The organism is Arthrobacter sp. Cza30 (genome assembly GCF_059090765.1).
The window spans coordinates 79,222-92,149 of the sequence record NZ_JBNHGA010000013.1; the positions used below are offsets into that span (position 1 = coordinate 79,222).

The following is a 12,928-nucleotide window of genomic DNA, read 5'->3' on the forward strand; positions in this document are numbered from 1 at the left end:
GGACGGGCGGCCGCGCAGGCGCCCCGTCGGCGCCGACGGTCAGCCGCGCAGGCGTTCCATGCCGGGGTCGACCAGCGGCTCGGCGGCGACGGTGGCCGGGATGCGGCGGCCGAAGTATTCGATCTCGACGCCGTCTCCCTCCGCGATGTCCGCAGGGAGCCACGCGTACGCCACCGGCCGGCCCACCGTGTAGCCGAAGGCCGCGCTGGTGACGTAGCCGGACGGGACGTCGTCCACGTACACCGGCTCCTTGCCCAGCACCAGCGACCGGCCGTCGTCGATGGTCAGGCAGCGCAGCCGGCGGGCCGGAGCGCCCGCGGCGGCCAGCGCGGCGGCGCCGACAAACCCGCCCTTGTCGGCCTTGACCGCGAACCCGAGGCCCGCCTCCTCCGGCGTGTGCTCGGTGGTCATGTCGGTGCCCCAGAGCCGGTAGCCCTTTTCCAGCCGCAGGCTGTTGAACGCGGCCCGGCCGGCGGCGATGATCCCGTGCTCCTGCCCGGCGTCGAACAGCGCGTCCCAGAGCCTGAGCCCCTGATCGGCTGTGGTGTACAGTTCCCAGCCCAGCTCGCCCACGTAGGAGAGCCGCATCGCGGTGACGGAGAGGCCGGCAATGCGGACCTGGGCCGTGCGGAAGTACTTGAGCGAGTCGTTGCTGAAGTCGTCGCTGCTGACCTTGGCCATCACGCCGCGTGCCAGGGGGCCCCAGAGCCCGATGCAGCAGGTGCCGGCGGTGAGGTCCCCGACCCGGACCCACTGGGCCGGGTCGGCCTGCGATTGCGCGGCCGCCTCGCCGCGCAGGTACTCGTAGTCGGCGTTGTTGTTGATACCGGCCTGGAACTGCTCCGGCCCCAGCCGCGCCACCGTGATGTCGCTGCGGATGCCGCCGCCGGAATCCAGCAACAGGCAGTAAGTCACCGCCCCGGGTTTCTTGTTCAGCTGCCCGGTGCCCAGCCGCTGCAGCAGGGCCAGGGCTCCCGGGCCGGACACCTCCACCCGCTTCAGCGGCGTCATGTCGTACATGGCGACGGCGGTGCGCGTCTTCCACGCTTCAGCGGCGGCGATGGGGGAGTGGTAGCGGGCGGCCCAGGCGTCCCGCTCCGGTTCCCGCCAGTCCTGCGGCAGCGCCGCCAGCAGCGCCGCGTTGGCCTCGTACCAGTGCGGGCGCTCCCAGCCGCCGGATTCCAGGAAGACCGCGCCGAGCTCTTGCTGGCGGCCGAAGAAGGGGCTGGTGCGCAGGTTCCGCGGGGATTCGCGCGGTTGCAGCGGGTGCAGCACGTCGTAGATCTCCACGAAGTTCTGCTGCGACGTCTCGCTGATGTATTCCGGGGCCAGCTGGACGTCTTCGAACCGGCGCACATCGCATTCGTGCAGGTCCGTCTGCGACCGCCCGTCCACCAGCAGCTCTGCCACTGCCTTGGCCACACCCGCCGAATGGGTGACCCAGACGGCTTCGGCCAGGTAGAAGCCGGCGACGTCCGGGGACTCCCCGATCACCGGGCCGCCGTCGGGGGTGAAGGAAAAGACGCCGTTGAAGCCGTCGGTGATGCCCGCGCCTCGGAGTGCCGGCAGCAGCCGCTGGCTTTCCCGCCAGGACGGTTCGAAGTCCGCCGGTGTGAAGTCCAGCCGTGACGGCATGCGGTCGTCGGAGACGTCCGCCGGCGCGACAGCCGGCAGCCCGTCCAGGTCCACCGGCATGGGCCGGTGCGCGTAGGAACCGATGCCCAGCCGGTCGCCGTGCTCGCGGAAGTACAGATCCTCGTCCTGGTGGCGCAGGATCGGCAGCCGCGCGCCGTTGGGCAGTTCGTTTCGGCCGGCCAGCGCCGGCAGAGCCGAGGTCTTGACGTACTGGTGCGCCAGCGGAAGCAGCGGCACCGTCATGCCGACCATGGCGCCGATCTTTGGCCCCCAGAACCCGGCACAGCAGACCACGACGTCGGCGGGCACCCTCCCGGTGTCGGTCTCCACCGCGGTGACCCGTCCGCCGTCGTGCTCAATGCCCGTCACGGTGGTGGAACCGCGGAACTCGACGCCGGCGGCGGAGGCGCGGGCGATCAGCAGCCGGACGGCGCGGGCCGCGAGGGCCAGCCCGTCGGAGGGAATGTGCAGGCCGCCGAGCACGTTGCCGGCCGGCAGCAGCGGATGGTGCTTTTCGCATTCGTCCGGATCGATCAGCCGGGCCTCCACGCCCCAGGAGGCGGCGAAGCCGGCCCTGCGCTTGAGCTCTTCGAACCGGGCGGGCGTGGTGGCCACCTCCAGCCCGCCCACCTGGTTAAAGCAGGAGGTGCCGTCGGCCGTGAGCGAGCGCATTTTGCCCACGGTGTAGCGGGCGAATTCGGTCATGGTCTTGGACGGATTGGTTTGGAATACCAGCCCGGGTGCGTGCGAACTCGACCCGCCGGCCAGATGCAGCGGGCCCTGCTCCAGGACGGTGACGTTCGTCCGGCCGCGGGCGGCCAGTTCGTCCGCCAGATTGGCGCCGACGATCCCTGCTCCTATGATGACGATGCGCGGGGAAGTGCTCATGCGGTAATGCTCCTTCAGGTAGCAGGGCGGGGCAAGAGATGCGGGGCCATGCGTTGTAAATGTGGGCCATGCGTTGTGGGTGCGGCGGGTGGCCCGGTTGCCCGGGCCACCCGCCGGGCGGCCTAGGCGGGCGGTGGAGCAGCTGCCGGGCACTTCCCTTCGGGACAGGTGTCGTCGCATTCGTGTTTGGTGACCAGGTCGAACCTGCTGCCGCCGTGCTGGCCCACCCCGGATCGGATGGCGCGTTCCACCACGGAGTCGGCCAGCCGGCGGCGCAGAGCCAGCGGATCACGGCGCAGGTCCTTGGCCAGCGCAATGCACATCAGCAGCATCACAAGGACGAACGGCAACGCGACCACGATGGTGATGTTCTTGAGTCCGTTCAGGGCTTCGGCCGGCTGGTCTCCGCCGGCGAGCAACATCACCGCGGCGACTCCGCCGGTCAGCGCACCCCAGAAGATCACGACGCCGCGGGAGGGCTCTTCGGCCCCGTTGGAACTGAGGGAAGCCATCACCAGCGAGGCCGAATCGGCGCCCGTGACGAAGAAGATCCCCACCAGCACCATCGCCAGGATCGCCACCGCGCCGGCCAAGATGTTCGGCAACGGCAGGTTTTGCAGCAGATCGAAGAGGGCGCCGTCGAAGGAGATGGTCGGTTCGCCGTCGACCATGTCCACCAGCCCGTCGCCGGTATCCGGTGTGGCGTCTGCCGCGGCCTGCACGCCGAAGCTGGCGCCGCCGAAGATCGCGAACCAGGCGACGCTCACAATGCTTGGCACCAGCAGCACGCCGGTGACGAACTGGCGAATGGTGCGGCCGCGGCTGATCCGGGCAATGAACATGCCGACGAACGGTGTCCAGGACACCCACCAGGCCCAGTAGAATACCGTCCAGCCGGACATCCAGTTGCGCAGCGCCTCGTCGCCCACCGCTTCGGTGCGGGAGGCCATCTCGGCCAGGTCGCGGGCATAATCCCCGACGGCGGCCGGCACCAGGTTCAGGATGAACAGCGTGGGCCCGGCAAGGAACACGATCAGCGCCAGAAGAACGGCCAGCACCATGTTGATGTTGGCCAGCCACTGAATGCCGCGGCGGATTCCGGAGACGGCCGAGGCGATGAAGCAGGCCGTGAGCACGGCGATGATGACCACGAGCACGCCGGTGGCCAGCTCGCCCACCCACCCGTTGAACGCCAGGCCGCTGCCGATTTGCAGGGCGCCAAGGCCGAGCGACGCGGCCGTGCCGAAGAGGGTGGCGAAGATGGCCAGGATGTTGATGAACTTCCCGGCCGGTCCCTCCACCGTCTTGCTGCCGAACAGGGAGGTGAAGATTGCCGAGATCAACTGCTTGCGGCCCAGCCGGTAGGTGCCGTAGGCCATGGCGATGCCGACGACGGCGTACATCGCCCACGGATGCAGCGTCCAGTGGAACAGCGAGGTGGCCATCGCCGTCTGGATTGCCTCCGGCGTCTGCCCGTCGACGGTTCCGGGCGGCGGGGCGATGTAGTGGTACATCGGCTCTGCCACGCCGTAGAACATCAGGCCAATTCCCATGCCGGCGGCGAACATCATGGAGATCCAGGAGATGGTGCGGAACTCCGGCTTTTCGCCGTCCTTGGACAGTGGGATGTTGCCGAACCGGCCGATCGCCAGCCACAGCACGAAAACCACGAAGAGCGAGGCCAGCAGAATAAAGAGCCAACCGGTATTCTCCATCACCCAGTTCAGTACGGTGACCGAGGTGGTGCCGAGATGCTCGGTGGCCAGGAAACCCCAGGCTACGAAAGCGACGGCGAGGGCGCCGGCCACGGCGAAGACTGTCTTGTCCAAGCCTCCGCTCGTCTGCTGCCGGCCCGCCAGCGCCTGCTCGTTCTCGCTCTCACGAAGCTCGGCCAGGATCCGGGCGTCCTCCTCGGTGTCCGCTCGACCCGGCGGCGCATTGACCGGTTCGTCGGAGGGCTCCCGGGTCAGCACCTGCTGCACCTCGTGGTCGGGTGGGCCATCATCAACTGCAAGATCGTTGTTCACTGACATCTGGTTCCTTTGTTGGATGACGAAGGCCCGGCTACACGAACCCGTCGACCTGCAGGCCGGGCGGGAGATTCGGGGCCTCTTCTGATTCCTGGACCATGATGATGCCGTCCACGACGGAGACACCGTGGACGCGGACCGGGAGTTTTGCCGGCGGCGCGTCAACGACGCCGGTGCGCAGATTGAACTTCGACGCGTGCAGCGGGCACTCGACTTCGCAGCCTTCGACCCAGCCGTCCGCAAGGGAGGCGTCTTGGTGGGTGCAGGTGTCGTCAATGGCAAAGAGCTCGCCCTCTTCCGTGTGGAAGACCGCGATGGGAGGCGAGGTGTCCAGCCGGATGGCGTCGCCGGGGGTTAGCTGGCTTAAGGGGCAGGCCTGATGCATGGGGTGCCTTCTTTCGCAACGACACAGCGTGCCAAGTTCCGTCATGAACAACGATGTTCACGATAGGCAACAGTGTGCCCGGTCACATTTCATTGTCAAGGGTTTGGGAAGAATTCTTTTTTGCGGGTCCTACCCCTTGACACACGCGGAATTCGTCTTCACGCTGTTTCACATAGCGCATCGAGTTGCGTCACGCGCTGCTTGTTCGGAAAACGTGGACCCTCCTGCTGTGAAAGGCCCTATCCATGCAGACCCTTGTTGTCATCGGAGCTTCGCTGTCCGGGCTTTCTGCGGCCCGGGCGGCACGGAACCAAGGTTTTGCCGGCCGCCTGATCGTCGTTGGCGAGGAAGCGCATCCGCCCTACGACCGTCCGCCGCTGTCCAAGGACTTCCTGGCGGGCCGGATCTCGGAAGCGGACCTGGCACTGGTCGCCGGGGACGACGAGTTGGCCGCGGAATGGATTTTGGGTGTGAAGGCCGTAGGCCTCGACCCGGAGTCGATGACCGTATCGCTGAGCGACGGACGGAGCCTCGCCGCGGACGGAGTGGTCGTGGCCACCGGGTCCTCCGCCCGGGTGCTGCCCGAAGTCCATGGCTGCGCGAACGTTTTCACCCTCCGCACGTTGGACGATGCCCGTGCGCTGCGCGGCCAACTGCTTCCCGGCCGGAAGATGGTGGTGATCGGGGCAGGCTTCATCGGCGCCGAGACCGCTTCCACCGCGCGCGACGCGGGCCTGGACGTCACCGTGGTGGAGCGGTCGGCTGCCCCTCTGTCCGGTGCCCTGGGCGCCGAGATGGGTGCGGCCGTCGCCGGGCTGCACTCGGCCGGCGGGGTGGAGATGCTGTGCGGCACGGCTGTCCGGTCCTTCCAGACCAGCGGCGAAAACGTCAGCCACGTGGTGCTCGACGACGGGCGGGAACTCCCCGCCGACATCGTCTTGGTGGGCATCGGCGGGCAGCCGAACACCGACTGGCTGCTCGGCTCCGGCATCGAGCTGGGCAACGGCGTGCTCTGCGACTCGGTCGGCCGCACCAGTCTCTCCTCCGTGGTGGCCGTGGGCGACTGCGCGGCCTGGTGGAATCCGCGCGCCGGGGCGCACCAGCGGGTTGAGCACTGGACCGGGGCCTTGGAGCAACCAGCCGTCGCAGTGGCAGCGCTGTTGCAGGACACCGCGGCCCTGCCGCCGGTCAACCCGCCCTATTTCTGGTCCGACCAATACGGCGCGCGCATTCAGTTTGCCGGCCACGTGCACGGCCACGATCGGGTTGAGATAGAGCACGGCTGCCTCGAAGACAACAGCTTCCTCGCCGTCTACTACGCCGGGGCCGACCCCGTTGCCGTGCTGGGGGTCAACCAGGTCCGCCAGTTCACCAGGTGGCGCAAATTCCTCAACCGGGAAGCCGAACGGCACCTGGACGTCCCTTCGGGCGAATTCGCCACCGCATCCTGAGCAACGCCCCCATTCTCCCGCCGCGAGTTCTGTACACAAGGAGTACCCATGACCGCTGAGATCGTCTCGGATAGCCTGATCGCCACCCTGCCCGGCCATACCTATGTTGACGACGACGTCTTCCGGGCCGAGCAGGAACGCATTTTCGAGCAGATGTGGTTCTGTGCGGTCAGGTCCGCCGACTTGGACAAGGCCGGTGCCTACCGGACCGTGCAGGTCGGCCGCGAATCGGTCATCGTGACCCGCAACCGCAAGGGCACCGTCCGTGCGTACTACAACATCTGCCGGCACCGCGGCGTCAAACTCTGCATGGAAGAGAGCGGGGAAGCGGGACGCTCGTTCCAATGCCCCTACCACGCCTGGACGTACGACTTCGATGGCAAGCTCATCGCGGCGCCCAACCTCACCAAGATGCCGGACATCGACCGGCAAAAGTACGGGCTGGTGGACGTCCCGGTGCGCGAATACCTGGGCTACGTGTGGTTGTGCCTCGCGGAGGAACCGCCGTCGTTCGACGACGATGTGGTGGGGGCCATCGAGGAGCGACTGGGCGACGCCGGCGCGATCGACGGCTACGACATCGCCAACCTCAGCCTGGGCCGGCGGATCAGGTACGACGTGAAGGCCAACTGGAAGCTCATTATTGAGAACTTCATGGAGTGCTATCACTGCGCGACCATCCATCCGGAGCTGACGGAAGTGCTGCCGGAGTTCGCCGATGGACTGGCCGCCCAGTATTTTGTGGGCCACGGCGCCGAATTCGGCGAGGACGTCAAGGGCTTCACGGTGGACGGGTCGGAAGGCCTGGAACGGATTCCGGGCATCGCCGACGACCAGGACCGGCGCTATTACGCGGTCACGATTAAACCCACGGTCTTCGTGAACCTGGTGCCGGACCACGTGATCATCCACCGGATGTTTCCGCTGGCCGCGGACCGGACCGTGGTGGAGTGCGACTGGCTGTACATGCCCAGCGTGGTGGAAGCCGGAAAGGACCTCACGGCCTCCGTGGAGCTCTTTCACCGGGTGAACCAGCAGGACTTCGACGCGTGCGAACGCTGCCAGCCGGCGATGGGCTCCAAGATTTACGCCAACGGCGGCGTGCTGGTTCCCAGCGAACACCACATCAGCGCGTTCCACGAGTGGGTCACGGCCCGCCTGGCCGGAGAGCCAGCCGCCGCTGCCGCCGTCGGGTGAGAGCGGGCTGCGACGGCGGGTGCGTCAGATATCCCGGGAGTGGCCCATCCGAGCGCTGATGTCCTGCCCGGCCTGCTTGATGTCCTCGACCAGCCCGTCAATCTGCTCGGGCTTGAACCGGAAGGCCGGGCCGGAAATGCTGACGGACCCGATGACGGTTCCCAGGTGGTCCCATACCGGAACAGCAATGGAATTCAGGCCGATCTCGAATTCTTCCTCGACGACGGCGTAGCCCTGGGCGGAGACCTGGAGCAGCTCCTTTTCCAATTTCTGCCGGGAGGTGATGGTCTTCGCGGTCTGCGCCGGCAACCGGGTTTGCTTCACGATCTTGAGCCGGTCTTCGGATGTGAGCCCCGCCAGCAGGACCTTACCGCTGGACGTGGCGTGCAGGGGCGTCAGGCTGCCGATCCAGTCGGACGTCGCCAGAGTGGAGGTACCCCGGGCCTGGTCCACGTTGACGGCATAGTTGGAACGCAGGACCGCCAGGTTCACGGTTTCCTTGTACTGTTCCGCCAGTCGCTCCAGCACCGGGCGGGCCTCGCGCACCAGGCTCAGGTTCCCGGGGATCGAGTTCGCGAGCCGCAGGATGCTGAAGCCGAGCTGGTATTTGCCGCGCTCGCTGTTCTGCTGCACCATGCCGCGCTGGTCCAGGGATGCCAGCAGCCGCGAGGCGGTGGACTTGTGCACGCCCATTTCCTCGGCGATGTCGCTGACACCGGCGGCGCCACGGCGGGCCAGGATCTCGAGCACGGTGATGGCGCGGTCCACAGACTGCACACCGCGGTTCAGGTTCTCCGGCGACGCCTCGTCGTCGAGCTCTTCAAGATCGGCCATAGGACCATAATCTCATTGCCGGCCGGGACGTGGCGCCGCGGCCAGGGGGCAGGACGCGGAGCGCTGTCAGTCCGACGTGGCCCCGGGGGAGCGGGCGGCCCGGGCGGCACGATGTGAGCCGAAGGACGAGTAGTCGGCTGCGCCGGGTTCTCCCCAGACCACGAGCACGCGCAGCGGTCCGCTGCCGGTGTTTGCCAGATCGTGCTCGGAACCCACCGGGGCGAGCACGGCGTCACCGGCGTGGAGTTGGTGGACCCGGCCGTCCACGGTCATCCGGGCGGTTCCCTCCGTCACCACGTAGAGTTCTTCGACCGCGCGGCCGCCGGCGGGATGGGAGTGCATCCCTTCCGTTCCGCCCGGCGGCAACTCCCAGGTCTGCACGGCTACGGGCAGGCGTGACTGCTCGTGGAACAGCCACTGCATTTTCACCGGGGCGGTGCCTTCGTGGAGGTTGTAGTCAAAGGCGAAGTCGCCGCGTCGTTCCAGCATGCTGTCTCCCTTCAGCGACGGGACCTGCCGGGGCGTTTGAACAGACGCGAAGGGTCGGCGTGCAGACGCGCACGGTGGGCGTGTCTTATAGTGCCGGGACGGATTCGGGGCTGGTCGCGTTGACCTGCGGGGCGGTAGGGGGAAACTCGCGGGACAGGGCCGCAGCCATGCCTGCCGATGCCCGCTCGAGGAGGATTCTGCCCTTGGCAGCGGTCGCGTCGGCTGCGGAGGAAAGGCAGCCGGAGGCCGGTGTCAGGTCGGGGTTGACGGGCAGGACATCGTAGTTCGGCAGGACGGCCGGGGGAGCGTCTACGACCTTGTCCATGCGGACGCGCTCCGGGTAGAGGTGAAGCATGAGCGAGGTTTCCAGCACGCCGCCGTGCTCCAGGTCCCAGCCGGTGAAGCCGTCCGGGTACAGCTCGGTGATGGTGTTGTCATCCACAAAGTCCCAGTAGGAGAGCAGCACCACCTTGACGTCCTGGACGCCGCCTTGGCGCAGTTCGCGGAGCGCCAGGTCGACGCCTTCGTACAGGAACTGGTAGTTCTCGAAATGTCCATTAATGAAGGCAATGTTTCGCGCGCCGTGCCGGGCGAATTCCAAGGTCAGCGTCTTGGCGATGGAAATGACCGTCGCGGCGTCGAGGCTCGTGGTGCCGGGGAGGTGGTTGCCGCCCCCGGAGCGTTGCTGGGACTTGTAACCGTAGACGACGGGAGCGGCGACAACACCACCGATGGATGACGCCGTAGCACCGGCCAATGCCGTAGACAGGAGAACATCGACGTTGAGCGGCATATGCGGCCCGTGCTGCTCAATGGAGCCGACCGGGATCAGCACGACGGCGTTGTCTTCGGCGATGCGTTCCCGATAGGTAAAGGCGTCGAGTTCTTCCATGTACACGCTGGCAGGCATTCTTGCTCCAAATGATCGTTGTGCGGCTCATTCACGACGGGCTGAATGATGGATTGAAGGTGGTGCTGCCGTGGCGGGCCCGGAAGGCCCGCCACGGCAGCACGCTTGGGTCAGGCCTGGATGATGTTGTTCTCCGGGCCGAAACCGAACTTGGTGATGTTTTCGACGCTGTCTTCGCCGATGACGAGGATGTCGTGTTCGCGGTAGCCGCCGGCACCCGGTTCGCCGTCGGCGACGGTGATCATCGGCTCCATGGAAACGACCATGCCCGGTTCCAGGACGGTGTCGATGTCCTCGCGCAGTTCCAGGCCGGCCTCGCGTCCGTAGTAGTGCGAGAGGACGCCGAAGGAGTGGCCGTACCCAAAGGTGCGGTTCGCCAGCAGCCCGTGGCCGATGTAGATTTCGTTCAGCTCGGCGGCGATGTCCTTGCAGACTGCGCCGGGCTTGATCAGTTCCAGCCCGCGGCGGTGGACCTCCACGTTGATGTTCCACAGTTCGAGCGAGCGTTCGTCCGGCTCGCCCAGGAACAGGGTCCGTTCCAGTGCCGTGTAGTAGCCGGAGGTCATCGGGAAGCAGTTCAGGGACAAGATGTCTCCGCGCTGCAGCTTGCGCGTAGTGGCCCAGTTGTGTGCACCGTCGGTGTTGATGCCGGACTGGAACCAGACCCAGGTGTCGCGGACCTCCCGGTGGGGAAAGGTGCGGGCGATTTCGTGGACCATGGCCTCGGTGCCGATCAGCGCCACCTCGTACTCGCTGATGCCTTCCCTGATGGCGGCCTTGATGGCCTCGCCGCCGAGGTCTCCGATGCGGGCGCCGTGCTTGATGACCTCGATTTCCTCGGCCGACTTGATCATCCGCTGGCGCATCGCGTCTTGGGAGACGTCGAGCAGTTCGGCGCCGTCGAAGGCGGCCTGGATGCGCTGGCGGGTCATCAACGGCAGGGCATCGTCCTCGACACCGAGGCGACGTGCGCTGACGCCGCGCTGGCGCAGGGCTTCCTGCAGGCCGAAGTAGAAGTTGTCGCGCTTCCAATCCGTGTAGACGATGTTCTCGCCGTAGCTGGTGCGCCACGGCATGCCGGCGTCGATGTTGGCGGTGACCGTGACCGAGTCGTCTGCGGTGACTACCAGAGCGTAGTTGCGGCCAAACGTCGTGTACAGGAAGTCCGAGTAGTACTTGATGCCGTGGTAGCTGGTCAGGATGACCGCGTCGAGCTCCTTGGCGGCCATGATGGCGCGCAGGCCGGTCAGGCGGCGTTCGAACTCCGCATCGGAGAAGGTCAGTTGCTGCTTTTCTCCGTTGTGCAGGACCTTCAGGCGCTCGAGTTCGGCAACGCTGTTGGCGGAGGGGGAGGCGGGGGCGATGGTCATTGGTTCTCCTTCGTGGTGTTTCTGTGTGCGGGACAGGTGGCTTTGAGGTTGGTGAGGCTACGCATGTTGGTGCGTTCGTCCGCAGGCTAGGCGGTGGGTGCGGGGGTGCGGTTCTCCGGGGCACCAGGGGCCTCCGGGGCCAGCGGGGCGCCGGAGCCTGCGGAATTGTCGGCTTCGACTAACGCTGTTTCGCAGTTGCCGTGGTCCTTCAGGAATTCCTCGTCGGAGCTGTCCTGCTTCAGGCCGAGGGGAATGCCCGCGGCAATCCGCGAACGGAACCGGGAGTATCCGAGCAGGAAGTACACGGTGGCCGATGTGATGGTCCCGCCCAGCCACGAGAAGTCGATGCCTCCGACGGCGCTTGCGATGGGCCCCTGGAGGGCCGGAACGGAGCCGTACATGCACATCCAGGTCATGAGGATGCCGGCGAAGAAGGCGATGAAAGCTGCCGGGTTGAAGGCTTTGAGCTGGGTGTCGGACGGCGAGCGGAAGAGGTAGCTGAAGTTCTTATGGTGGCGCTCAAAGACGAAGTAATGAACGGCCATGATCCCGCCCCAGGTGGCGACCCACGCTGCTATCGCGATGATCCAGTTGTGCAGCATGTGGGCAAAGTCCGTCGCGAACATGAAACCGATGACCGCCGCCATTGCCAGGCCGCCGACGACGATGGACAGCTTTTTGCGGGAGATTTGGATGTCCAGGGCCTGCGTGGCGACGCCGAACGTGTACATGTTGATGATGTTCGTGGCGATGGGTCCGTGAATGACCAGCAGGATCACGGGAATGGCGAATGCTCCGTAGCTTTCCACGATCAGCTGGCCGGGATCGGCCGTGCCGTTCTTTGTCGCCAGGCTGGCGCCCAGGACGCCGAGCCAGACTACCGGGAGGAACTGTCCGAGGACGCTGACCACGTAGAGCTTTGCGGGCCGGATCTTCTTGCTCACGAAGCGGGAGTAGTCGGGAGCGTAGGTGAACCAGCCGATGCCCCAGCCAATGCCGATGGCGGTCATGATCGAGGACATGGCAGCGATCCGCGGCATGCCGGTGAGAACCTCGCCCACGGGTCCCTGGTAGCTCCAGTCGATATCCAGCTGCGTCCAGGCCACGATCGACATGGCAATGAGGACCAGGACGGTGGGCGGCATGGTGATCCGCTCGAAGCGGGAAATGGCGCGGTAACCGCGGTAGCAAATGGCCACCTGGATCGACATGATGACGGCGGCGGTGCCAATGCGCCAACCCAAGTTGGTGGCCGTGGGATCGACCCAGCCGATCATTCCGAACAGCGCCATGATCAGGTCCAGAATGACCCACGTGTTGACGGCGGACCAGCCGATGGCGATCACTGCCTGGATGGCTGCGGGCAGGTAGGCGCCCCTGCGGCCGAACGCTCCGCGGGCCAGCAACATGCCGGTGGCTCCCGTGCGCTGCCCGAGGATTACGAAGAAGCCGAAGCCAAGCATGCCGATGACATTGCCGGCGATGAGCACGGTGAGGGTATCGGCAAGGCCCAATCCGAGGTGAATGCCCAGGGCGCCTAGGATCCAGTTGATCGGGGCGACGTTGGCTCCTGCCCAAATCCAGAACTGGCCGGAAAGCTTGGTGGTGCGGGCCGATTCGGGAACCGGCTGGAGGATGTCTTCTACGTGTTGGGTGGCCTGTTCGGATTTCGTGGCGGATCTCTGGCTCATAGCGGTCTCCTGACGATTGCAACGCGAGGCGGAGCAGGACTCCACCCA

General features: G+C 66.4%; 10 protein-coding genes. 2 read left to right on the plus strand and 8 right to left on the minus strand.

Annotated features, from left to right (window positions below; translation table 11 throughout):
- Positions 1-39 precede the first annotated feature (39 nt).
- The 3 genes from AC5RVZ_RS30720 to AC5RVZ_RS30730 all read right to left on the minus strand — a co-directional run bounded on the left by AC5RVZ_RS30720 (position 40) and on the right by AC5RVZ_RS30730 (position 4,938).
- Positions 40-2,523 (minus strand): GcvT family protein, encoded by a 2,484-nt coding sequence (locus AC5RVZ_RS30720; RefSeq protein WP_494069389.1) that lies wholly within the window; start codon positions 2,521-2,523, stop codon positions 40-42.
- Positions 2,524-2,645: 122 nt separating this feature from the next.
- Positions 2,646-4,556: a BCCT family transporter gene (locus tag AC5RVZ_RS30725; RefSeq protein WP_494069390.1), complete on the minus strand. Its 1,911-nt coding sequence runs from the start codon at positions 4,554-4,556 to the stop codon at positions 2,646-2,648.
- Between the two features lie 31 nt (positions 4,557-4,587).
- Positions 4,588-4,938 (minus strand): bifunctional 3-phenylpropionate/cinnamic acid dioxygenase ferredoxin subunit, encoded by a 351-nt coding sequence (locus AC5RVZ_RS30730; protein ID WP_494001748.1) that lies wholly within the window; start codon positions 4,936-4,938, stop codon positions 4,588-4,590.
- Between the two features lie 245 nt (positions 4,939-5,183).
- On the opposite strand from AC5RVZ_RS30730, the gene AC5RVZ_RS30735 reads away from it, so the two are divergent.
- Together AC5RVZ_RS30735 and AC5RVZ_RS30740 are read left to right on the plus strand one after the other, a co-directional pair.
- Positions 5,184-6,389 carry an NAD(P)/FAD-dependent oxidoreductase gene (locus AC5RVZ_RS30735; protein WP_494069391.1) on the plus strand — a complete coding sequence of 402 codons (1,206 nt, stop codon included), beginning with the start codon at positions 5,184-5,186 and terminating at the stop codon, positions 6,387-6,389.
- 48 nt (positions 6,390-6,437) lie between these two features.
- The gene (locus tag AC5RVZ_RS30740) at positions 6,438-7,586 is read left to right on the plus strand and encodes an aromatic ring-hydroxylating oxygenase subunit alpha (RefSeq protein WP_494069392.1); all 1,149 of its coding nucleotides are present in this window, start codon (positions 6,438-6,440) and stop codon (positions 7,584-7,586) included.
- Between the two features lie 24 nt (positions 7,587-7,610).
- Here the strand turns inward: AC5RVZ_RS30740 and AC5RVZ_RS30745 are convergent, their stop codons facing one another.
- From AC5RVZ_RS30745 to AC5RVZ_RS30765, 5 genes are all read right to left on the minus strand, one after another.
- Entirely contained in the window at positions 7,611-8,420 is an 810-nt protein-coding gene (locus AC5RVZ_RS30745) for an IclR family transcriptional regulator (RefSeq protein WP_494069393.1), read from the minus strand.
- A 66-nt stretch (positions 8,421-8,486) separates the two neighbouring features.
- Entirely contained in the window at positions 8,487-8,909 is a 423-nt protein-coding gene (locus AC5RVZ_RS30750; protein ID WP_494069394.1) for a cupin domain-containing protein, read from the minus strand.
- 85 nt (positions 8,910-8,994) lie between these two features.
- A complete protein-coding gene (locus tag AC5RVZ_RS30755) occupies positions 8,995-9,819 on the minus strand; it encodes a creatininase (RefSeq protein WP_494069395.1) in 825 nt (274 codons plus the stop codon).
- A 110-nt stretch (positions 9,820-9,929) separates the two neighbouring features.
- Entirely contained in the window at positions 9,930-11,189 is a 1,260-nt protein-coding gene (locus AC5RVZ_RS30760) for a M24 family metallopeptidase (RefSeq protein WP_494069396.1), read from the minus strand.
- Between the two features lie 86 nt (positions 11,190-11,275).
- On the minus strand, positions 11,276-12,880 hold the full coding sequence (locus AC5RVZ_RS30765) for a purine-cytosine permease family protein (RefSeq protein ID WP_494069397.1): 1,605 nt from the start codon (positions 12,878-12,880) through the stop codon (positions 11,276-11,278).
- Positions 12,881-12,928: the final 48 nt, after the last annotated feature.